Source organism: Nautilia profundicola AmH (assembly GCF_000021725.1).
GTDB lineage: Bacteria > Campylobacterota > Campylobacteria > Campylobacterales > Nautiliaceae > Nautilia > Nautilia profundicola.
This window is the reverse complement of record NC_012115.1, coordinates 1,226,080-1,247,427: the sequence shown is the minus strand read 5'-3', so window position 1 is coordinate 1,247,427 and position 21,348 is coordinate 1,226,080. Positions and strand designations below refer to the sequence as shown.

General features: G+C 35.1%; 21 protein-coding genes and 1 tRNA gene. 12 read left to right on the top strand and 10 right to left on the bottom strand.

What is annotated here, in order from left to right; all coding sequences use genetic code 11:
* The first annotated feature begins 1 nt into the window (after position 1).
* Genes NAMH_RS06640 through fliY form a run of 4 tightly spaced genes read left to right on the top strand, consistent with a single transcriptional unit; the run spans position 2 to position 2,891 of the window.
* Positions 2-337, top strand: coding sequence for a hypothetical protein (locus tag NAMH_RS06640; RefSeq protein WP_012663466.1), 336 nt, complete (start codon positions 2-4; stop codon positions 335-337).
* Positions 334-1,023 (top strand): RNA polymerase sigma factor FliA, encoded by a 690-nt coding sequence (locus NAMH_RS06635; RefSeq protein WP_015902375.1) that lies wholly within the window; start codon positions 334-336, stop codon positions 1,021-1,023. The genes NAMH_RS06640 and NAMH_RS06635 overlap by 4 nt, the downstream gene beginning before the upstream one ends.
* Positions 1,016-2,086: a flagellar motor switch protein FliM gene (gene fliM / locus NAMH_RS06630; RefSeq protein ID WP_012663681.1), complete on the top strand. Its 1,071-nt coding sequence runs from the start codon at positions 1,016-1,018 to the stop codon at positions 2,084-2,086. The genes NAMH_RS06635 and fliM overlap by 8 nt, the downstream gene beginning before the upstream one ends.
* Entirely contained in the window at positions 2,079-2,891 is an 813-nt protein-coding gene (fliY, locus tag NAMH_RS06625) for a flagellar motor switch protein FliY (protein WP_012664015.1), read from the top strand. The genes fliM and fliY overlap by 8 nt, the downstream gene beginning before the upstream one ends.
* Position 2,892: 1 nt before the next feature.
* Here fliY and NAMH_RS06620 read toward each other — a convergent pair whose 3' ends face one another.
* The 3 genes from NAMH_RS06620 to thrS all read right to left on the bottom strand — a co-directional run bounded on the left by NAMH_RS06620 (position 2,893) and on the right by thrS (position 6,583).
* Complete coding sequence (locus tag NAMH_RS06620) at positions 2,893-4,128, bottom strand: diguanylate cyclase (RefSeq protein ID WP_015902376.1); 1,236 nt, start codon at positions 4,126-4,128, stop codon at positions 2,893-2,895.
* An 86-nt stretch (positions 4,129-4,214) separates the two neighbouring features.
* Complete coding sequence (gene infC, locus NAMH_RS06615; protein ID WP_015901860.1) at positions 4,215-4,751, bottom strand: translation initiation factor IF-3; 537 nt, start codon at positions 4,749-4,751, stop codon at positions 4,215-4,217.
* Positions 4,748-6,583, bottom strand: coding sequence for a threonine--tRNA ligase (gene thrS, locus NAMH_RS06610; protein ID WP_015902558.1), 1,836 nt, complete (start codon positions 6,581-6,583; stop codon positions 4,748-4,750). Before thrS ends, infC begins: the two co-directional genes overlap by 4 nt.
* A gap of 303 nt (positions 6,584-6,886) precedes the next feature.
* Between thrS and NAMH_RS06605 the strand changes: the two genes are divergently transcribed.
* On the top strand, positions 6,887-7,231 hold the full coding sequence (locus NAMH_RS06605) for a hypothetical protein (protein ID WP_015902469.1): 345 nt from the start codon (positions 6,887-6,889) through the stop codon (positions 7,229-7,231).
* A gap of 94 nt (positions 7,232-7,325) precedes the next feature.
* Here NAMH_RS06605 and NAMH_RS06600 read toward each other — a convergent pair whose 3' ends face one another.
* Positions 7,326-7,670: a hypothetical protein gene (locus NAMH_RS06600; protein ID WP_015901840.1), complete on the bottom strand. Its 345-nt coding sequence runs from the start codon at positions 7,668-7,670 to the stop codon at positions 7,326-7,328.
* 168 nt (positions 7,671-7,838) lie between these two features.
* Here NAMH_RS06600 and NAMH_RS06595 point away from each other — a divergent pair.
* Positions 7,839-7,937, top strand: a tRNA-Sec gene (locus tag NAMH_RS06595).
* 140 nt (positions 7,938-8,077) lie between these two features.
* On the opposite strand, the gene NAMH_RS06590 is transcribed toward NAMH_RS06595, so the two are convergent.
* Positions 8,078-8,332: an RNA recognition motif domain-containing protein gene (locus tag NAMH_RS06590; protein WP_015902068.1), complete on the bottom strand. Its 255-nt coding sequence runs from the start codon at positions 8,330-8,332 to the stop codon at positions 8,078-8,080.
* 98 nt (positions 8,333-8,430) lie between these two features.
* On the opposite strand from NAMH_RS06590, the gene NAMH_RS06585 reads away from it, so the two are divergent.
* From NAMH_RS06585 to NAMH_RS06570, 4 genes are read left to right on the top strand one after another with little or no spacing between them, the layout of a single operon-like run.
* A complete protein-coding gene (locus NAMH_RS06585; RefSeq protein WP_012663985.1) occupies positions 8,431-8,862 on the top strand; it encodes a hypothetical protein in 432 nt (143 codons plus the stop codon).
* A 41-nt stretch (positions 8,863-8,903) separates the two neighbouring features.
* The gene (locus tag NAMH_RS06580) at positions 8,904-10,562 is read left to right on the top strand and encodes a GGDEF domain-containing phosphodiesterase (RefSeq protein WP_012663683.1); all 1,659 of its coding nucleotides are present in this window, start codon (positions 8,904-8,906) and stop codon (positions 10,560-10,562) included.
* Positions 10,563-11,123 (top strand): LemA family protein, encoded by a 561-nt coding sequence (locus tag NAMH_RS06575; RefSeq protein ID WP_015902364.1) that lies wholly within the window; start codon positions 10,563-10,565, stop codon positions 11,121-11,123. It begins immediately after the preceding gene.
* On the top strand, positions 11,120-12,058 hold the full coding sequence (locus tag NAMH_RS06570; RefSeq protein ID WP_012663839.1) for a DUF3137 domain-containing protein: 939 nt from the start codon (positions 11,120-11,122) through the stop codon (positions 12,056-12,058). Before NAMH_RS06575 ends, NAMH_RS06570 begins: the two co-directional genes overlap by 4 nt.
* Here NAMH_RS06570 and dnaE read toward each other — a convergent pair.
* Positions 12,055-15,453 (bottom strand): DNA polymerase III subunit alpha, encoded by a 3,399-nt coding sequence (gene dnaE, locus NAMH_RS06565; protein WP_012663450.1) that lies wholly within the window; start codon positions 15,451-15,453, stop codon positions 12,055-12,057. The two genes, NAMH_RS06570 and dnaE, sit on opposite strands and share 4 nt — an antisense overlap.
* Before the next feature lie 61 nt (positions 15,454-15,514).
* Here dnaE and NAMH_RS06560 point away from each other — a divergent pair, with 61 nt between their 5' ends.
* Positions 15,515-16,081 (top strand): hypothetical protein, encoded by a 567-nt coding sequence (locus NAMH_RS06560; RefSeq protein WP_015902244.1) that lies wholly within the window; start codon positions 15,515-15,517, stop codon positions 16,079-16,081.
* Positions 16,082-16,110: 29 nt separating this feature from the next.
* A complete protein-coding gene (lepA, locus tag NAMH_RS06555; RefSeq protein ID WP_015902056.1) occupies positions 16,111-17,895 on the top strand; it encodes a translation elongation factor 4 in 1,785 nt (594 codons plus the stop codon).
* A gap of 646 nt (positions 17,896-18,541) precedes the next feature.
* Here lepA and NAMH_RS06550 read toward each other — a convergent pair.
* The 4 genes from NAMH_RS06550 to rpmE form a co-directional block, all read right to left on the bottom strand.
* Positions 18,542-18,850 (bottom strand): iron-sulfur cluster assembly protein, encoded by a 309-nt coding sequence (locus tag NAMH_RS06550; RefSeq protein WP_012663573.1) that lies wholly within the window; start codon positions 18,848-18,850, stop codon positions 18,542-18,544.
* Positions 18,851-18,859: 9 nt separating this feature from the next.
* Positions 18,860-20,071 (bottom strand): tryptophan synthase subunit beta, encoded by a 1,212-nt coding sequence (gene trpB / locus NAMH_RS06545; protein ID WP_015902161.1) that lies wholly within the window; start codon positions 20,069-20,071, stop codon positions 18,860-18,862.
* A gap of 176 nt (positions 20,072-20,247) precedes the next feature.
* Positions 20,248-21,036: a 16S rRNA (cytidine(1402)-2'-O)-methyltransferase gene (rsmI, locus tag NAMH_RS06540; RefSeq protein WP_015901809.1), complete on the bottom strand. Its 789-nt coding sequence runs from the start codon at positions 21,034-21,036 to the stop codon at positions 20,248-20,250.
* Complete coding sequence (gene rpmE / locus NAMH_RS06535) at positions 21,037-21,237, bottom strand: 50S ribosomal protein L31 (protein ID WP_015902582.1); 201 nt, start codon at positions 21,235-21,237, stop codon at positions 21,037-21,039. It abuts the gene before it with no gap.
* Positions 21,238-21,348: the final 111 nt, after the last annotated feature.

The window sequence follows — 21,348 nt, the reverse complement described above, 5'->3', positions numbered from 1 at the left end:
AATGAGAGGAGAAAATTTTATCTTTTTTTTAGCTTCTTGCGGATTTTTTATAGGTATAATATTTTCTATTCTGCATAGTCTCGATTTTCAAGAATTTTTATACGCCACTATATTAATAACAGCTATTTTTTACTTATTAGGTTTAGCGACAGTTACATTCTTTATAAAATATTTAGATATCAAAAAAGTTATCTATTTTAACAAACATGAGATTGATGAAATTTTAGATATTCAAATTAAAGAACTTGAGAAAAAAGAAGATTTTATACTTGAGAGTTATGAATTTATCAAACAAGTAGAAGAAGAAGAACTAAAACTATTAAAGAATAAATCATGACACAGACATTGAGTAACCCTTATGAGGAAAATTTAAAAACTTACAGAGACGAATTAGCCGTTGATTATATGCCTGCTGTAAAAGCAATGGCTGCAAGATTAAAAGAAAGGCTTCCAAGCAGCGTGGAATTTAATGACCTGGTGTCTATTGGCTTGGAAGAGCTTGTAAAATTAGCAAGAAGGTACGATCCTAAACAGAATGATAATTTTTGGGGATATGCACAAAAAAGAATTTACGGCAGTATGCTGGACTTTCTTAGAAGCTTGGATACTGTTAGTAGAAGCGATAGAAAAATCATAAAAGATATTGAAAAGATTGTAGAAAGTTATCAGGCTGAGCATGATATTGAACCGGATGATGAATATATTGCCGATATATTAGGTATAGAAGTAGAAAAAGTAAGACGTGCTAAAAATGCGAGTGAAATATACAATGTTATGCCGATTGAAGAACAGATGAATTTTTTTGATAATGTAAGCCTGAAAATTGAAGAAGAAGAACTTATAGAAACAATAAAAAAAGTTTTAAAAACAATGACCGAAAAAGAACAGCTTATTATACAGTTATACTATTTTGAAGAGTTGTCATTAAAAGAAATAAGTGAAATTTTAGGTGTAACCGAAAGCAGGATTTCGCAAATCCACAAAAATGTAATTAAAAAATTAAGGAAAGAGCTAAATGGCTGATATTTTATCACAAGAAGAAATCGACGCGCTACTTGAAGTTGTTGAAGAAGAAGATATAGCACCGGACGAGCTTGACAAAGCATCCGATATACTTGATAACAGACAAATTACTCTTTACGACTTTAAACGTCCGAACAGGGTAAGCAAAGAACAGCTTCGTTCAATTCGCGCAATTCATGATAAGATGGCACGAAGTCTTGCAAGCGATATTTCTTCATTAATGAGAAGTATAGTTGAAATACAACTGCATTCGGTGGATCAGATGACATACGGTGAATTTCTCATGAGTCTGCCGAGTCCTACGTCATTTAACGTTTTTTCATTAAAACCGCTTGATGGGAAAGGTGTAATAGAACTAAATCCTTCTATTGTTTTTCCTATGATAGACAGATTACTTGGTGGTAGCGGCGCTCCTTTTGAAACTACGAGGGAATTTACCGATATAGAACTGAATCTCCTTGATCAGATATTAAAAGTCGTAACCCAAAATATGAAAGAGGTATGGTCTCCTATTATGGATTTATATCCTATAATAGAGGCAAAAGAATCAAGCCCTAATGTTGTACAAATTGTTGCGCAAAACGAAATTGTTATTATGGTGATTATGGAAATAATCATCGGTCAGACAAGCGGTATGATGAATATATGTTATCCTGTTATTACAATTGAATCATTACTACCGAGACTTGCGAATAGAGATTTGATGCTTAATGAAACAAGCGGTAGAAAATCAAGGAATAAAGAGCTTAGAGCGCTTCTTAGAGGAGCTAAAATTGAGCTTGAAGCTGTTTTGGGATATGCCGAACTTAATATGAAACAAGTACTCGATTTGGAAGTTGGTGATATAATTAAGCTTAATCGTCCTGCGGATGACACAGTAATTGTAAAAGTAGACGGAAGAGAGAAATTTATAGCCGAATTCGGTGTAAGAAGATACAGAAGAAGTATAAAAATCAAAGAAATATTAAAAACCGAGCATGATGAGATTAAAGAAATCTTGCAAAAACTTGAGCAGAAACGTAAAGAAAGACTTGAGCAAATAACAGGAGAAGAAAGTGAATGAGTTTAAAGAGTTACTAATAAATGAAATAAAATCGACTATTGAAGGTTTGATAGGAATAGCTCCTGAAATATCAATTTTATCTGAAACAAGAGACCTCGGACCTACAAAACCGCCTTATGCAAAAATTGTTATAAGAGTAAAACCGAAAGGTGAAATACTGTTTTTAATTCCGGCAGAAATTGCCACGGCTCTTGGAGATTTAATGCTTGCAGGAGAAGGAACACCTAAAACAGAGTTAAATGATGACGATTTAGATGCTATAAAAGAAATTATTTCTAATGTTTTCGGAGCTCTTAAAACAACACTTGGCGCACAGGACAACATGCCTAATCTTGATTTTGAAATTGCAAATGTATTTGCGGTTGATAAAGAAGAAGATATAAGCGAATATGCGTATGCTATTAATATGGAATGTAAAGTAAATGATGTTGTTAAAGTTTGCCAAGTTGTTTTTGATGAAAGTGTTTATGATATTTTAAACCCTTCTACAAAATCGGAAGGAAGCAGCACACCTTCAAAAGCTGTAGAATTGAAAGGTGAGATGAAAAATCTTGAAATGCTTCTTGATATTAAATTACAGCTTAGAGTCAGAATAGGCAGCAAAATAATGCTTTTAAAAGATGTAATAGGTATGGATATAGGAAGTATTGTAGAACTTAATCAGCTTGCAAAAGAACCGCTTGATATATTAATTGAAGACAAAAAAATAGGTGAGGGCGAGGTTGTAATAGTCGACGGAAACTTCGGTATTCAGATTACATCTATTGGAAGCAGGGAAGAAAGACTGAATTCACTTAAGAAGTAATTTATTTCTCTACAATTGTATTTCTTGTTTTTTTAGCTTCATATAATGCTTCATCAGCCCTTTTATACCATTTATGATACGATTCGTTCGGTTGGTATTTCGTAAATCCTATACTTATAGTAATGTCTCCCGCTTTTTCGAAATTATAATTTTCAATTATTTTTTTAATTTTTTCAGCAAATTTCATTTCATCTTCATTACTTTTCTGATTGGAAATAATTGCAAACTCTTCTCCTCCTATTCTATAAAACTTGTCATTGCTTCTTATATTATCTGAAATAAGTTTGCTTAATTGTTCTAATACATAATCTCCTACCGGATGTCCATGAGTGTCGTTAATTTTTTTAAAATGATCTATATCGATTAACATAAGATAAGGTGTTTGCGTATCTGAATTTTTGATGTTGTTTTTTATGTCTGTATTAAATTTTTTTCTGTTAAATATTTGAGTTAATTCATCAATATATGAGCTTTCTATAATCTGTTTATCTTTTTTATCAAGTTTTAGAATGATTAAATAGATGATTATATATGTAAATATAAACAGTCCTAATAATATAATGTTAAAAATCATACTTATTTTTTTAATTAATGCATATTCTTCTTCTAACGGCAGCGTAAGTGACAAAAGTGCCCTGATATGCCCAATTTTTTCATGAAATCCTGCTTTGTCACCATATTTTTTTATTAAATCTTTTGGTGCAAGGTTTGGATCGCTGTGACATTTCATACATGTTTTATTGTTCGGAACTACAGGAATAGCGTAATAAATATAATCTTTACCGTTTATTTTCATTTTTTTAGAAAAAATATCTATTTCTTTTTTGTTGAATTTGTCTAATATCTTTAATTCAAATTCATCTGCTTTGTTTATCGGGTTTCTCGGGTTGTCTGAAGCTATCTTATATTTTATAAGAGGTAGGTTTTCTTGTTTTCTTAATTTGTTGTATTCTTCTAATGTCTGTCTGGTAATAAAAGTAGCGGACATTAATACCGGGTCGAAAAAATCTTTAGGTAATGCGTTTTTACTTTGTAAGTAGTAGATATATTTTTTTTGATATTTATCTATATAGTTTTTCTGGGCTTGTTCGTATAATAAAATATTATGAAGTTTTTTTTCATTTTGATTTATTGCAATATTTTTTAAAATATAATAAAACGATACAGTTATTATTGAATAGAGGATTATAAACAATACGGCGATGTATATTAATAGTTTTTTATTATGCGGTAGCATTAAACGCCTTTTTATTTAATAATCAATATATTAGCATATTTTATATTTAAAAAGGAAAAAAGATATTAAAAAATAGAAGGAAGGTGTTATTTTTTTATTTTTTTCTTTATAGGAGTAACTAAAAGGTTAATATAGTTTCCTTCTAATTTAGGTTCGTTTTGTTTTTCTGCAACATCGCTTATCATATCCCATACTTTGTTTATTACTTCAAAGCCTTTCTCAGGTGTAGCAAGTTCTCTTCCTCTTAAAAATACCCTTAGTTTAACGTGTTTTCCTTTTTCAAGGAATTCTTTTATGTGTTTTACTTTATAGTTTATGTCGTTTTCCTGTATTTTTGATGTAAATTTTATTTCTTTAACTTCAATTTTAACTTGTTTTTTCTTAGCTTCTTTTTTCTTTTTTTCCTGTTCATATTTATATTTTCCGTAATCCATTACTTTTGCAACAGGCGGGTTTGCGTTAGGTGCAACAAGAACTAAGTCAAGACCTTTGTTATATGCAATTTCAAGAGCTTTACTTGAGTCAACGATTTTAGGTTCACCTTCTCCGTCAACAAGTCTTACTCTGTCTGTTAAATCAACAATTTCTTCGTTAATTAGTACTTTTTCTTCTTTTTTACTCATAGTTTAACCTCGCTTAAGTTTTTGATCATTTCCACAAATTCTCCTTTTGTCATTTTGTATTGTTCTCTTTTTTTTCTGTCTCTGATGGCAACTGTTCCGGTTTCAACCTCTTCATCACCGATGATTACAACATAACCGACTCTTCTTTTTTCAGCATTTCTGATTCTTTTGTTTAGCGAATCGTTGCTTGCGAATATTTCAGTATTAATATCGGCTTCAAGAAGCTCTTTTTGAAGCTTTTTGGCATATTCAACGTGTGATTCCGCAATAGGTACGAATATGGCTTTTATAGGTGCTATGAATGTCGGGAATTCACCTGCGTAATGTTCTGTAAGAATCGCTATGAATCTTTCAAAACTTCCTATAATGGCTCTATGAATCATTACAGGTCTTACTCTTTCGTTATTTTCATCCACGTATGTGATGTCGAATCTTTCCGGAAGATTGAAGTCCACCTGAATAGTTCCGCACTGCCATTTTCTGCCTATCGCGTCAGTGATTTTGATATCGATTTTAGGACCATAGAACGCTCCACCGCCTTCGTCGATTCCGTATTCTCTGTTGAGTGAATTAAGGGCTTTTTTAAGCGATTCGGTAGCTTTTTCCCATATTTCGTCGCTTCCGATTGATTTTTCAGGTCTTGTGGAGATTTCCATTTCATAATTAAATCCGAATCTCTCCATAATTGAATCAACAAATTCAAGTACCTTAATAACTTCCTCTTCAATCTGGTCAGGTCTACAGAATATATGTGCGTCATCCTGAGTAAATTCCCTAACTCTTAGCAGTCCGTGAAGTACGCCGCTTTTTTCATGTCTGTGGACTGTTCCGAATTCAAAAAGTCTAAGAGGAAGTTCTTTATAACTTCTAACCTTATGTCCGAAAATTTTAACGTGGGCTAAACAGTTCATAGGTTTAATACCGTATTCGTCAGCAGGTTTTTCCGGATCATCGTTTTCTATTTCAGTAAAGTACATGTTTTCTTTGTAGTTATAGTAGTGTCCAGAAATCTTCCACATATGACTTCTTAGAAGTTCAGGACCTCTTACAGGCAGATATTCGCGTCTGATGTGTGCGGAATAGAGCAGTTTTTCAAGGTTTCCTCTAAGAAGTGCACCGTTTGGAAGCCATATAGGCATACCGGCTCCCACTTCTTCGTCAAACATCCAAAGCTCAAGCTCGGTTCCAAGTTTTCTGTGATCCCTTTTTGCCGCTTCTTCAAGCATTTTTAGATATTCCTGTAGTGCTTCTTTTGTGGCGAATGCTGTACCGTAAACACGGGTTAGCATTTCGTTTTTAGAATCGCCGCCTAAGTATGCGCCTGCAACTTTTTGAAGTTTTACGTTATGAAGATATTTTGTGTTCGGTACATGAGGACCGCGGCATAAATCTTCAAAATCTCCCTGTTTGTAAATCGAAACGGTATCACCCGGAATCATATCAAGTACGGCTTGTTTAAGTTCGTCGTTTTTAAATTTTTCCCTTGCTTCTTCCATTGAAATTTCATATCTTGTAATATCAAATTTCTTTTTGGCAAGGGCTTTCATTTTCTTTTCTATATTTTTCAGGTCTTTATCCGTAATTGGTGTTTCGGTTTTCAGATCGTAATAAAAACCGTTTTCAATAGTCGGACCAACATAAAATTTGGCTTCCGGATACAGCTCTTTAATAGCCTGAGCCATTAAATGTGCAGCCGAATGTCTTATAACTTCAAGAGCTTCGGGTGAATTATCAAAGTAAACCGGTTCACCACCTTCAATACCTTGAGCTTCCGCTGTCTGTAAATCAATAATTTTATCGTCTATTTTTAAAGCAATAACATCTTGTTGCATTAAAATTCCTTTATATATAATGAAGAATTGTGTAAATGAGGATTTTTGTTTTGTAGATATGGGGAATATATATTATTCAAGAGTCTCCTTATTTATTGCATTCTCCTTTTTTAGTTGAATTTTAACTTAATAAAATTTTAATGTCAATATAATTATGTGACAGAACTGCTCTGCTAAATAAACTAAAAATACTTTATAATTTAATCTTATATTAAGTTTTCTTTAAGGTTTGAGATTTATAATTGCAATGAAGGTTCATTTATGTGTATTTTAAATGAACCTATATTCATTAAAGGAGAGCAAATGAGACGCTTTGCAAAAATGGTTGTAGCAGGTTTGCTACTTGCAAGTGTCAGCGCTAGTGTAGCAATGGCCGACTACAACAAAGGGTTCAAGTATTATCAAAAATATGTAAAAAAAGCATCAGGAATCAAAGGTAGTGAATTCCCTAAAATTTTAGGAGTTCAAACACCGGATCAACTTGAAGCATTATTTAAAGATAATGCAAAACCACTTATTGAAAAACTTGAAAAAAGCGGCCATAAAAAAGCTGCAAAAGCTGTTGAGAAAATCGCTAAGAAACATAAACTTAAAGATTTAGAAGATTTCTTAGTAGGTATTCTTAACGGTAAAATTCCAGCTGGCTGATAACGCTAATGAGGGCACAGGGTGTGCCTTACGTTTTTTTATTATTAATAACAGTGTCTGGCACTGATACACAAAATAAAGGAAAAAGCAGGAATTAGCATCCTGCAGGGATTTTTCCGTTCATAATTCCGATTAGAAAATCTTCTACGTCTTTTAATTTTCCTTTTTTTATAACTTTTTCCATTGCTTTTGCTGCTTTATCTTTTCCAGCCGCTTTTAATTTTTCTATTAGGCCTTTACCGTTGTCTTTAAAAAGTTCTTTTAATTCATCAACGTTTTTTACACCTAAAATCTTAATTAGTTGTGTTGATTTAATACCAGATTTTTTCTTTACGTATTTGTTGTAATATTTAAACCCTTTATTGTAATCTGCTGATGCAGTTGATACGAATAATCCTCCTGCTAATAATGCCGCTAATGCGATTTTTGAAAATTTCATTTAAGCTCCTTTTTTTTAATTTCATTAAATTTTATTATAAGAGTTCACAAAAAAGGTAAATATAAGAAAAATTTTGTGTTTGTTATAAGTTTTTGTTACTATTTTAGAAGATGATTGTTTATTCATTTTTTTATTTTTTAAAAATATGATATTATTATATTCCTATTTGGAGGGGATGTGATCCTGGTGGACACCCCGGGCTTCAAACCCGGTGGGGCGGCAGGTGACTGTCTGCCCGGAAGGTTCGATTCCTTCCCCCTTCCGCCATTTTTTATAATAGTGTCAGGCACAATTTGCTAAATATAATAATTAATAATTTTATTATACATACATAGGATATGCTTACTATAACATTGTGTTTAAGTGACAGACACTAAATAATATATATTATTAAAAAGAAGAAGAAATTATTCTCCTCTCGGAGCTCTTGGTCTTGCTTCGTTAACTCTAAGTCTTCTTCCTTGGAAATCTTTTCCGTCTAATTCTTCGATTGCTGTATCAGCACCGCTTTCCATTTCAACGAAACCGAATCCTTTGCTTCTTCCTGTTTCTCTATCGTTTATAATTTTTACTGAAATTACTTCTCCATACTCTGCGAATACTGGTCTTAAATCGTCTTCAGTTGCTTGATAGTTAATGTTTCCTACGTAAATTGTTTTCATGTGATCTTTCCTAATTGTGAATTTTGCATCGACATTGTAACACCATTATATGAAAAAAGCAAATAAATGTTAAAATTTCTAAAAAAAAAGGAAATATGATGGAAATTAAAAACAATTATTACGAATTTAGAAGTGCGTTGACTAAAGGAGATGTTCAAAAAGCCGAGGAGTTTTTTCAAAAAGCGTTTGAAGAGGCGTTTAATTTATATCAGCAAAAACTCTCTGAAGGAGGGAAATTTAATTTAAACGATGAAAATGAACTTTTTGCATTGGTTGTTTTATTTGACAATATGATTGGTTTTTGGAAAGAAGGAATGCTGGAAGAGGGAATCGGGTTTGCCGAAAGCATGGTTGAAATGGTTGATTCACCAAAGCTTAAAGAAATGTTTAAAGGATATTCACTCGGAATGCAAGCAGGTTTGGATGTTGATACGTTTTTTAAAAAATATGTAGATTTAAGTAAAGTTGATGAAGAGTTCCCTCAGTTTCTTTGCAATTTCAAAGAAGAGATTAAAGAATTAATTAAGTAAGAAATGCTATAATGTTAATATAAGATTAAAAATGGCGGGTTATGGAACAATTTGAATACAGATTAAACAAAATGTTAGAGTCATTGTTTGAATCGGGAATTATTAATAATTTAAACACTTCATTTAATAGTGAAGAGCAACTTATTAATTTCCTTGATAAGATTATCAATTCAACTATTGAAGGGTTGATAATTTTTGATGAAAACAAAAAATGTATAAGAGCCAATAAACCCGCATGTGAGATTTTTGGATACAAGCCCAAAGAAATGATCGGCAAACCTGCCTTTGAATTCGTTGCTCCCGAATCAAGAGATCTCGTTAAAAACAGAATAGTTATAAAAGATCAGTCTCCTTACGAAGCTTTGATGATCAGAAAAGACGGAACAAAGTTTCCCGCAATGTTAAGAGGTAAAGATATATTGATCAATAATAAAAAAATTAGAATTTCAGCTGTTATTGATTTGAGTGAACTGAAAGAAAAAGAAAAAGAAATTTACAAAATCGCATATTATGACAAATTAACCAACCTACCGAACAGACAAAAAATGATTTCGGATATGAATAATATGAATGTTCATGCCTGTGTTATATTTAATATTGATAAATTCGGTCAGATTAATGACTTGTTCGGTTCTGAAATAGGTGATAAACTTCTTGTAAAATTTGCCGAGGAATTAAAAAAAGAACATATTAATCCGTATAGAATCGGAGGAGATGAATTCGCTGTGTTGTTTAATGAAAAAATGACTTATGAAAATTTGGAAAAATTTATAAAAAAAATAATTGAAAAAATTGAAAAAATGGAATTTTTGGCTAAAAACGAGCCGTTTCATATTCATATCAGAGCAGGTGCGGCAATAAACGGTCACAAGCTTTTGACACATGCTGATATGGCGGTAAGAGAAGCCAAAATGAAAAAAATACCGTTTCAAATATATGACGAATCATTAAAAATTGAGGAAAAATACAAAAAAAATCTTGCAATGACGGTAGCTATTCACAGAGCTTTGGAAAACAACGGCATTATTTGCCATTATCAGCCTATTTTTGATAGAAATAAAAATATTTCAAAATATGAAGTTTTGGTAAGAATGAGAGATGAAAACGGAAAAATATTACTACCGGGGGAGTTTTTACCAATTGCAAAAACTACTAAACTTTATACCAGGATTACGAAAGAAGTAATAAAAAAATCATGTGAAAAATTTTCAAAAACTGGCAAAGAATTTAATGTAAACATTTCGATAGATGATATAAACGATCCCGAACTTGTGGATTTTATACTACAAACATTAAAAAATACCGATACCGGTAAAAAAATAGGTTTTGAAATACTTGAAACCGAAGGTATTGAAAATTATGACATAGTTAAAAATTTTATCGATAAAGTAAAAAAACTCGGTGCAAAGGTTTTACTTGATGATTTTGGGAGTGGATATTCAAACTTTAAACATATTTTATCTCTAAATATTGATTGTATAAAAATTGACGGTTCTTTAATTCAGGAAGTATATAAACATAAAAAAAACCTCATAGTGGTAGAAACGATTATAGATTTCGCCAAAAAAATCGGAGCGAATACCGTTGCGGAGTTCGTATGCTGTAAAGAGACTTTTGATATTATCAAAAAATTGGATATCGATTATTTTCAGGGCTTTTATTTAGCAAAACCGATGCCGGATATAGTAGAAGGAGTATAAATGGGGGCTTATACAGGTTATATTGTAGCAGGAATTATAGTTTTAGTTTTGATACTTATGTACAATTCGCTGGTTTCTAAAAAAAACCAGGTTGAAAACATTTTCGGAACTATTGACGTGCTGCTTAAAAAAAGAAGGGATCTGATTCCAAACCTTGTAGAAAGTGTAAAAGCGTATATGAAACACGAAAAGGATATTCTTGAAAAAATTACGGAACTGAGAAGCAGGGCGGAAAAAAGCAGTGATGAAAATGAAAAAATGAACTATGAAAATCAGATTTCATCTCTTCTTGGAAAAATTTTGGTTAATGTCGAAAATTATCCGGAACTGAAAGCAAACGAAAATGTTATGCATCTTCAAATGACTCTTACCGAAATAGAAGAGCAGATCAGTGCAGCAAGAAGGGCTTACAACCAGGCCGTAACCGATTACAATAACGCAATTGAGATGATACCTACGAACTTTATGGCTAAATTTATGGGTTATCAAAGGAAAAACGTTTTTGAAATAAGCGAAAGTGAAAGAGAAAATATAGACGTGGGTGATTTGTTTAAACAATGAAAAAACTCTCCGATCTCATACTTGAATATTACAACAACCCTTATCTTGACGCTTTAGAGCAAAAAAGAAAATTCCTCTTGACCGTCCTAAAGATTGCGGGTGTGGCTTTTTTGGCGGCTTTTTGTTTTTTGGCTTATTACATGAAACTTGATTTTTTTGGCGCTTTACAGCTGTTTGCCATATTTGTGGGCGGTTATACGGTGTTTTATTATTTTATTACCAAAAATTACCAAAAAGAGTTCAAACAAAACGTCGTAGCATCCTTAATATCGCTGCTTGGAGAAAAGTTTACATATAATCCAGAAGGTAAAATCGAACCCGTTAAGTATGATTTAAGCGGACTTTTTTTAACAACTTACGATAAATACGAAGGTGAAGATTATGTAAAAGGGGAGTTAAACGGAATATCGTTTGAGTTTTCCGACTTGCATACTCAGTATAAAACCACAGATTCAAAAGGCAGGACCCACTGGCATACGATCTTCAAAGGAACGTTTTTTGTGAGTGAGTTTAACAAATCGTTCAAAGGCAGGGTGCTCGTATATCCCGATTACAGCGAAAAACTTTTAGGTCCGTTTGCAAATACTCTGCAAAAACTAAACTCCCACGGGCTTGAATTTGTCAAAATGGACAGTCCCGAATTTGAAAAAGAGTTTAAGGTATATTCAAACGATCAGATACTGGCAAGATACGTTCTCAGCACTTCACTTATGGAAAAAATAGTTAAGTTTAAAAGATCTATAAATAAACCGCTGTATCTTTCTTTTAAAAACAATATGGTGTTTGTGGCTGTAAGCGGAAACAACAACTTTCAAGCCCCTGTTTTTAAATCCGTAACCGATTATGAATATGTAGAAAAAATGATTGAAAACTTTTATTTTATTTCCTCACTTGTCGAAACGCTTTCACTTGAGAGAAGAATTTGGAAAAATTAAAGAGAAGTTCTTATATTCGTATTGATTCTGAGGCTGAACCCAAACGGTGTGGTCAGTAATAAAACGGCTCTTTTATTACCCGGGTTTTTGGTAAGTTCGGAGTGGATTTTTAAAAGATCTTCTTCGTAGTTTTCGCCTATTTGTCTTTGAATAACCGTAATTTCGTCTTTGACGGCGCCTTTTTCTTCTTTGGCTTCTTCAAGTGTCATAAGTTTCCTACACGTAACCCTTAAAAATTCACCGACTTTGTCTACCTGGGCCTTGATTGCAATAGGTTCGTCAAGGTTGAATTCGTTTAGTTTTTCAAGATCACGCTCGAATATCATAACGTCTATTTTACCGTGGAAGTCCATAAGCGTAGCAATTGCGAATTTGTTTCCTTTTTTGGAAATCCTTACTTTCATAGCGTCTATTTTTCCGACAAACAGGGCTTCTTGGGAAATAATCTCCTCCACCTCGCTTGAGAGGTTGTAATTAATGCCTTTCATCCTGTCTTTATACGGATCAAGCGGGTGGGCGGATACGTAAAATCCGAGGGTCTGATATTCATATTCAAGCAGGGTTTTGATATCAAACTCCACTGTATTCGGAATATCGAGGTGTTCGTCGATCTCTTCGTTTTCTTCCATATCCGCAAAAAGAGAATGCTCGTGGTTTATGGCATTTTTTTTCTCTTCTACGCGTTTTTTAAATTCGAGTATCTCTTCAACGCGACTTAGCATCGCTTTTCTGCTAAGTCCAAAATCATCCATCGCTCCGGCTTTTATCAGCTGCTCGAGCACTTTTTTATTTACTTTGCTTGTATCGACTTTAAGTATGAAGTCTTCAAGGCTCTCATACGGTCTATTGGCTACAATACTCTCAATAGCCTTGCTTCCCACACCTTTTATGGCACTGAGACCAAACAGGATTTTATCCTCAATCGGAGTAAATTCTGCGTTTGATTTGTTGACGTTAGGAGGCAAAACTTCAATTCCGAGTACTTTTGCTTCTTCGATGTATTTGGCTATTTTATCTGTGTTTTCCGCTTCGTAAGTTAACAGTGCACTTAGAAATTCAGTCGGGTAGTATGTTTTGAGGTACGCCGTCTGGTACGTGATCATTGCGTATGCTGCGGAGTGGGATTTATTAAACCCGTATCCGGCGAATTTTTCAATTAATTCGAAAAGAGATTTTGCATTGTCGTACGAAAAACCTCTTTGCTGGGCTCTCTGGGCGAATTCTTCTGCGTATTTTTTCATTAAATCGAATTTCTTTTTACCCATAGCCCGTCTTATAATATCCGATTCACCGAGGCTGAATCCTCCAATAGCCTGAACGATCTGCATTACCTGTTCCTGGTAAACGATAACCCCGTATGTCGGCTCAAGGATTGGCTTTAATACTTCTTCAAATTCGTCAAAGAAATAACTCACAGGCTTTCTTCCATGTTTCCTGTCGATATAATCGTCAAGCATTCCGCTGTCCATCGGTCCCGGACGGTAGAGGGCGAGCATAGCGATGATATCTTCAAAGTTTGTAGGTTTTAGCCTTTTGGCAAGATCCTGCATACCGTCGGACTCTATCTGGAACAGCCCAAGCGTGTGACCTGACTGGATAAGCTCAAACACTTTCGGGTCATCTAAAGTCAAAAGATCTATGTTTATATCTTCATTTTTATTAAATTTTACATTTTTGACGGCTCTGTCTATTACCGTTAAAGTTTTAAGTCCCAAAAAGTCGAATTTGATCAAATCAACCGGTTCGAGGTAGTTTAGGGAATACTGGGTTACAATCGTATCGTCATGCTCGTCCTGTCTGTAAAGCGGGGATTTTTTCCAAAGTTCTTCATCGCTTATCACCACACCCGCCGCGTGCATTCCTGTGTTTCTTTTAAGGCCTTCAAGGTGTTCACCGAAAGAATAGAGCCGGTTATAAAGAGGGTCTTCTTCGGTGATTTCCACGATTTTAGGCTCAAGTTCTTTCGCTTTTTCAAGCGTGATTCCAAGCTGGTCGGGGATTAGTTTTACAAATCTGTCGGCTTCAGAATAGTCTATTCCGAAAATTCTCGCCACGTCCCTTAGTACACCTTTTGCAAGCAGTGAACCGAACGTAATAACCTGGGCGACGTTTACCTTTCCGTATTTTTCACGTACGTATTCGATAATCTCACCCCTTCTTTCCTGACAGAAGTCCATATCGATATCGGGCATGCTCACCCTCTCAGGATTCAAAAACCTCTCAAATAAAAGCCCGTATCTTAACGGGTCGATGTTTGTAATCTGTAAGCTGTATGCAACAAGCGCACCGGCGGCGCTTCCCCTTCCGGGACCCACCGGGATTTTACGTTTTTTGGCTTCTCTTACGAAATCCCAGACTATCAGCATATATCCCGGGAATTTCATTCTTTTGATAATGTCTATTTCGTAATCGAGTCTTTTTCTGTACTCTTCATGCAGGTTTTCGGGAATGTGTTTTAGTCTCTCTTCAAGCCCCTCTTTACATTTGTACTCAAAATACTCAACATCATTATCGATATCAAGCCCTTCTTCGGCGGCGTAGTCTTTTGTAAATTTAAACGTAGGGGGAGTCGGGTTTCCAAGCGGTATTTCAAGGTTTATGGATTCGGCCAGTTTATCTGTGTTTTCCACAGCTTCCGGCAGGTCTTTGAAAATTTCTTCAAATTCTTCTTTGCTTCTGAAATAGTTTTCTTTTACTTTTGGTCGTCTGTGCAGGTCGTCAAACTGTTTGTTGTTTTCTATACATTCAAGCGCGTCTTTGTAGATGTAATCGAGCTTGTTTAAAAAGAATATGTTTGATGATGCAAGGAGCGGTGTGCCGGTTTCGTTTGAGAGTTTTATAAGATCGTCTTCAATCAGCCTTTCTTCTTTACTGTCGCGTGTAATTTCAAGATATACTTCGTTTAGGTTTTGCCTGTAAATTTCAAGGATTTCTTTTGCCTTTTCATATCCTGCGGCGCCTTTTAGGATGTTGTTTTCGTTGAAGATATTTAAATGAAAGCCCGTTTCACTCTCCAGTATCGGGAGTATAAAACATAAACCTTCTTTGTTTTTTACGATTTCTTCAAAAGGCAGGTAGGGCTTGTCGCCTCTCATGTTGTAAAGGTATGAAATGGAGCTTAGATACATAAGGTTGTCGTATCCCGTTTTGTTTTTGGCGATAAGGATCAGCCTGTGGATGTTGCCATCTCTAATTACGCTCACATCGCTTCCGATTATCGGCTTTATTTCATTGGCGCGGCAGCTTTCGTAGAATTCAATTGCACTGAACATATTGTCAAGCTCTGTTATTGCAAGCGCGTTAAATCCGTATTCTTTGGCTTTTTTGGTTAGATCTTTTATACGGATGGTGGAGTGTAAAAGGGAATAATCACTGTGGATATGAAACGGCGTCAAGTCAAACCTTTTTATGAAATTTTATCAAAAGTTATTATATAATGTGACAAAAAGGCGTAATATGAAAAAGATATTTTTAACATTAGTTTTTACGGTGCTGGTATTTGGAGGAAATATAGAATTTGAGCTTAATAAAACTTCGGCCCTAAAGTTTTACAACTACACATGTGCCGTTAAAGAAACGCTGCAGCTTCAGTATATGCTTAAAAAACTTCTTTCAAACGAAGATTTTGTTAACTATTCTACACTCGCGGAACAGGGTGAAGTGAAAGTTTATACGCTGGATCTTCTTAAAAAGATCTATTCAGTTATAAGCGATAAAAATTTTTACAATTCCCTCAAAAATAAAAAGGGGAGTTATTATCTTGATCTTAGCCGTGAACTGATTGCTGAAATTCAAAAAAGCGCTTCAAATGCCGAGTTTTATTATGCATCTTCAAAAGTACTGAAAATGGCTGATAAAATAAAAAGATCTAAAAATATAAAAAATCTAAGAGCCGTTAAAAAAAATTTATATTTGATGATGGATAAATATGTCAGGGATCTCAGGAAAATCGGTGCCGGCGGTACAAGTGTGAATTTATTGGCAAAGATTAACGTATATCTTAAGAATAATATCAATAAATAAAGTATAATTTCATTAAAAAAAGGTGCTTAATGCAACAGGATAAAATCAGAAACTTCTCTATAATCGCACATATCGACCACGGGAAGTCGACTCTGGCGGACAGACTTATAGAATTTACGGGCGGTGTAAGCGAGAGGGAAAAGGAAGACCAGCTGCTTGATTCAATGGATATCGAAAAGGAAAGAGGTATTACCATCAAAGCTCAAAGCGTTAGGCTTGAGTATAAAGGGCATATCCTAAACCTTATCGATACACCGGGGCATGTTGACTTTTCTTATGAGGTAAGTAAATCTCTAAAATCGAGTGAGGGTGCGCTTTTGGTTGTGGACGCCACCCAGGGGGTTGAGGCTCAGACACTTGCAAACGTTTATATGGCTGTTGAGAACGACCTTGAAATCATCCCTGTTATTAACAAAATCGACCTTCCAAGTGCCGACCCTGAAAGGGTTGCGGAAGAGATCGAACAGACTATAGGAATAGACGCAAGCGACGCAATCCTGGTGAGTGCGAAAACCGGAATAGGGATTGAAGAGCTGCTTGACGCAATCGTTGAAAGAATTCCGGCGCCTGACGGTGATCCGGAAGCACCGCCGAAAGCGCTTATTTACGACAGCTGGTTTGATAACTATCTTGGGGCGGTATGTCTTGTCAGGGTGTTTGACGGAAGTATCAAAAAAAACCAGGAAGTGCTTGTCATGGGTACGGGTAAAAAACACAAGGTTTTAGATCTTTATTACCCGCATCCTATCAAAAAACTAAAAACAGACGAAATCAAAACCGGTGAAATCGGCGTGGTTGTAATGGGACTTAAAAATGTTGCGGATATCAGGGTGGGTGATACGATTACCGATGCCAAAAATCCCGCAAATGAACCCGCTGATGAGTTTGAAGAAGCTAAAAGTTTCGTATTTGCCGGAATCTATCCGATCGACACCGATAAATACGACGACCTCAGAGACGCGCTTGAAAAACTGCAGCTAAACGACGCGTCCATTACATTTGAGCCTGAAACATCACAGGCTTTGGGATTCGGATTCAGGGTAGGATTTTTGGGCATGCTTCATATGGAGGTTGTAAAAGAAAGGCTTGAAAGAGAATTCGGAATAGAACTCATCGCAACGGCTCCGAGTGTTACGTACAAAGTGAAACTGACAGACGGTGAAGAGATGGAAATCAGCAACCCCTCTGAACTTCCACCGCCTAATAAAATAGATAAAATTTATGAGCCTTATGTAAAAGCTACAATCTTAACACCGAATGAATTTGTAGGAAATTTAATCCAGTTTTTAAACGAAAAAAGAGGTGTTCAGACAAAAATGGATTATCTCTCTCCTGAGAGGGTGCTGCTTGAGTATGAAATTCCTCTGAATGAAATAGTTACCGATTTTTATGACAAACTTAAAACCCTTACGAAAGGTTATGCGAGTTTTGATTACGAGCCTATCGGATACAGAGAGGGTGACCTTGTAAAAATGGATATCAGGGTTGCGGGTGAGCCTGTGGATGCTCTAAGCGTAATTGTACCGAGGGATAAAGCCGAAAGAAGAGGGCGTGAGCTTATAAAAGTTATGAAAGAGCTTATCCCAAGACAGCTTTTTGAAGTCGCAATCCAGGCAAGTATAGGAAATAAAATTATAGCGCGTGAAACGGTAAAAGCGCTTAGAAAAGACGTAACCGCAAAATGTTACGGCGGGGATATAAGCAGAAAAAGAAAACTTCTTGAAAAGCAGAAAAAAGGTAAAAAAAGAATGAAAGCCATCGGAAAGGTTAACATTCCTCAGGAAGCATTTTTAAGCGTCCTTAAAATCGACTAAGGCTTTTCTTTTTACTTTTATTTCTATTCGAAAACTTTTATTCAAGTATTCAAACTAAAATATTTTAATTTATAAGTTTGATTAATTTAGGTGTCAGGCATAAAATTAATGAAAAGTTAACAATGACCAGTGAAAAGTGAAAATATACAATGGAAAATGCGGCAACAGAAAATAAAACATAAAGAATAATAAAAAAATCGATTTGTACAATTTAAGAGCAATATTTGATTGTCAACCACATTTGTATGGTGATAGACATCAAAGAAGATTCAAATTGATTATTTTGTTATTGTATTATATATTGATAAATAAGCCGTCAACAATACATCAACCATCAACCATCTGGTGTCAGGCGCTAATTGATAGGGAAGAGAGGAGGCAAAATGGAAAATGGATAATGTTACAGTGGAAAATGGAAAATGAGGGTAAAAAAGATCTACGGATTTGGTGCCAGACACTAAGTGGCTATTATATCTGATAACTTTTTTATTATTTTAAATATAATTTATAAATTTTAGCTGTTGTTAAAGAATAGTGCTTTTGTTTTAGTGGAGTGTTAGATCTTTTGATTATATTAATGTGAGTTACTAAGGTAGGCGGGGAAGTAAGTTATATTTTGAGGATAAAGTTTATAAAGAAAAAAGGCTTAAGCCCCGCAAGCAGCGGGACCGCCTTTCCAGTATTTTTTCTCAAGTTCTAAAAATTTTTCTCTTTCGGCTTCGTCCATAATTCTTTCGTCATATTCGAAATTCAGCCCCATGTTTTCAAGCGGTGCTTTTACAGAATTAATGAGCTGATCTTTAATAGGAATGTTTGCAAAAGGCCATACGAATGTGGCTTTTACGGTATTGTCTTCAAAGTCGATATCCTGCAGTATCCCTAAATTTACAAGGCTTGTTGCGATTGCGGGATGCTGTACGCTTTCGATCGTCTGAATGATTTTAAAAAAGTCCATCTAATCTCCTTACAGTTTAATTTCTCTAACCCCGTAGTTTTCAACTACATAGTCGATATCTTTGTCTCCTCTTCCAGAGAGGTTTACCAAAATAGTATCGTTTGGTTTTTCTTTTGCGAGTTTCATGGCATACGCTACTGCGTGTGCGCTTTCAAGCGCCGGAATTATACCCTCATATTGGCTTAAAGCAAAGAATGCGTCAATCGTTTCTTCGTCTGTAATTGCTGCGATGTTTAATCTTCCGATTTCTTTAAGATACGCTTGTTCCGGTCCAACTCCCGGGTAGTCAAGTCCACTTGCGATTGAATGTACCGGTGCTGGTTCTCCGTTTTCATCTTTTAACATAATAGTATTAAATCCGTGGATTACACCTTCATCACCGTACATAAGTGTAGCGGCGTGCTCTCCGAGTTTGGTGCCTTTTCCAAGAGGCTCAACCGCGTATAACTCAACTTCATCGTCTATAAAGCCGCTGAAAATCCCCATGGCGTTGCTTCCGCCTCCTACACACGCCACAACGTTATCAGGCAGGAATCCAACCATTTCCATAAACTGCTCTTTTGCTTCAAATCCGACTACACTTTGGAAATCCCTTACCATCATAGGAAACGGATGAGGTCCCACGACGCTTCCGATTGCGTACAGTGCAGTATCTATCTGTTTTACATAACTCTCAAACGCGCTGTCGACAGCTTCTTTGAGTGTTTTCAGTCCGTGAGTGGCAGGAATTACCTCCGCTCCCAATATTTTCATTCTGACAACATTCGGGTGTTCTTTTGCAATATCCACTTCCCCCATGTGTATTTCACACTCAAGTCCGAAATATGCCGCTGCGGTTGCAAGCGCCACACCGTGCTGTCCTGCTCCCGTTTCGGCTATTAGTTTCTTTTTACCCATATATTTAGCAAGCAGGGCTTCCGCCATACAGTGGTTTAATTTGTGTGCACCCATGTGGTTCAGATCTTCTCTTTTGAGGTATATCTGAGCTCCTCCGAGTGCTTCTGAGAGTCTTTTGGCATGATATACTGGGGTAGGGCGCCCCTGGTAGTGTTTTCTGATTCTTCTAAGCTCACTCAAAAAATCGTGTGAGCGTCTTAGTTTCATATACGCTTTTGTAATTCTTTCGAATTCATCTTTTAAAACATCGGGAATATACGCACCTCCGAATCTTCCGAAAAATCCTTCACTGTCCGGGAATTTTTGCAAGTGTGATTTTTTCATTTTCTCTCCTTTTTACCTTTTGAAATATTTTAGCATAAAAAAGAGTTGTTGTATTAAAATAATAAGTGTCTGTCACCTAAATGTTGAAAATAATATTTTATTAATATTAAATTATATTGTTGTGTATAAATTAAAATATTGAGTGATTGTTACATTAAATTAATTAAAATGAATTATTATTTTTGTTGCAGTTCTTTGTAGATTTCTTTTGCACTTTTGTCTGAAAGTTTAGCAAGCATTTTGGATTTTTCTTTATCAGGAAGAGGAAGGTTTAAAACATCATCATATGTAAGCTTCAGTTCTTTGTTTTTTTGACCCTTATCGATTATTACAACCCATTCGCCTTTTGTATTCGGAACTACCAGGTCTTTCGCCTTGGCTTTTATATAGGTTTCATGCATTTTTGTAAGTTCTTTTGCCAAAAACACTTCCCTCTCAGGTATCAGTTCTTTTAATTCTTTTATAAGTTTTTCAATTCTGTGAGGTGATTCGTAAAGGATTGCGATTTTACCTGAATTTATTATTTCATTTAGTTTATCAAGGCGTTCTTTTCCTTTATGAGGCAAAAACATCCAAAAACAAAATTCGCCCTCAAACCCGCTTGCTACATATGCGGTAAGTGCAGCGTTTGCTCCCGGAATTACCGTATAAGGTATATTGTTTTGTTGGCAAAACTGTACGAGTCTGCTTCCTGGATCACTGATTCCAGGCATCCCGGCATCACTTACATATACGCATTCTTTGGTTTTCAAAATTTCAGGGTTAAGTTTGGAAATAACATCGTTTTCGTTATGGGAATGCATTGATATAAATTCTTTATTTAAAGGGATGTTTAAAAGATTTAGAAGTTTTTTGGTTACTCTTGTGTCTTCGCAGAAGATTATTTCAGAATTTTTAAGAGCCTCAAGGGCTCTTTGTGAGATGTCTTCAAGATTTCCAATGGGAGTCGGAACGAGACTTAGCAATTAAGCAAGACCGTATTTTTTCTTAAATTTATCTACTTTACCACCTCTGTCGATGTTTCTTTCTTGTCCAGTGTAGAATGGGTGACATTTGTCACAAACTTCAACTCTTAAGCTTTCTTTAGTTGATAAAATTTCAAATTCATGTCCGCATGTACATTTAACTTGGCATTTTACGTATTCAGGATGGATACCTTTTTTCATTCATTATCCTTTTATTATTGTTTATTCAAAAATTAGTTCGAAATTCTACATATTTATTCTTAAACTATCCTTAAATTAAGAAACCTTTAAGGAATAGAGAATTGAGAATGG

What these genes read in the sequence shown, in the direction of transcription:
- NAMH_RS06640 (WP_012663466.1), top strand. Translation starts at nt 2, where the DNA reads ATGAGAGGAGAAAATTTTATCTTTTTTTTAGCTTCTTGCGGATTTTTT.
- NAMH_RS06635 (WP_015902375.1), top strand. Translation starts at nt 334, where the DNA reads ATGACACAGACATTGAGTAACCCTTATGAGGAAAATTTAAAAACTTAC.
- fliM (WP_012663681.1), top strand. Translation starts at nt 1,016, where the DNA reads ATGGCTGATATTTTATCACAAGAAGAAATCGACGCGCTACTTGAAGTT.
- NAMH_RS06620 (WP_015902376.1), bottom strand. Translation starts at nt 4,128, where the DNA reads ATGCTACCGCATAATAAAAAACTATTAATATACATCGCCGTATTGTTT.
- infC (WP_015901860.1), bottom strand. Translation starts at nt 4,751, where the DNA reads ATGAGTAAAAAAGAAGAAAAAGTACTAATTAACGAAGAAATTGTTGAT.
- thrS (WP_015902558.1), bottom strand. Translation starts at nt 6,583, where the DNA reads ATGCAACAAGATGTTATTGCTTTAAAAATAGACGATAAAATTATTGAT.
- NAMH_RS06605 (WP_015902469.1), top strand. Translation starts at nt 6,887, where the DNA reads ATGAGACGCTTTGCAAAAATGGTTGTAGCAGGTTTGCTACTTGCAAGT.
- NAMH_RS06600 (WP_015901840.1), bottom strand. Translation starts at nt 7,670, where the DNA reads ATGAAATTTTCAAAAATCGCATTAGCGGCATTATTAGCAGGAGGATTA.
- NAMH_RS06590 (WP_015902068.1), bottom strand. Translation starts at nt 8,332, where the DNA reads ATGAAAACAATTTACGTAGGAAACATTAACTATCAAGCAACTGAAGAC.
- NAMH_RS06585 (WP_012663985.1), top strand. Translation starts at nt 8,431, where the DNA reads ATGGAAATTAAAAACAATTATTACGAATTTAGAAGTGCGTTGACTAAA.
- NAMH_RS06580 (WP_012663683.1), top strand. Translation starts at nt 8,904, where the DNA reads ATGGAACAATTTGAATACAGATTAAACAAAATGTTAGAGTCATTGTTT.
- NAMH_RS06575 (WP_015902364.1), top strand. Translation starts at nt 10,563, where the DNA reads ATGGGGGCTTATACAGGTTATATTGTAGCAGGAATTATAGTTTTAGTT.
- NAMH_RS06570 (WP_012663839.1), top strand. Translation starts at nt 11,120, where the DNA reads ATGAAAAAACTCTCCGATCTCATACTTGAATATTACAACAACCCTTAT.
- NAMH_RS06560 (WP_015902244.1), top strand. Translation starts at nt 15,515, where the DNA reads ATGAAAAAGATATTTTTAACATTAGTTTTTACGGTGCTGGTATTTGGA.
- lepA (WP_015902056.1), top strand. Translation starts at nt 16,111, where the DNA reads ATGCAACAGGATAAAATCAGAAACTTCTCTATAATCGCACATATCGAC.
- NAMH_RS06550 (WP_012663573.1), bottom strand. Translation starts at nt 18,850, where the DNA reads ATGGACTTTTTTAAAATCATTCAGACGATCGAAAGCGTACAGCATCCC.
- trpB (WP_015902161.1), bottom strand. Translation starts at nt 20,071, where the DNA reads ATGAAAAAATCACACTTGCAAAAATTCCCGGACAGTGAAGGATTTTTC.
- rpmE (WP_015902582.1), bottom strand. Translation starts at nt 21,237, where the DNA reads ATGAAAAAAGGTATCCATCCTGAATACGTAAAATGCCAAGTTAAATGT.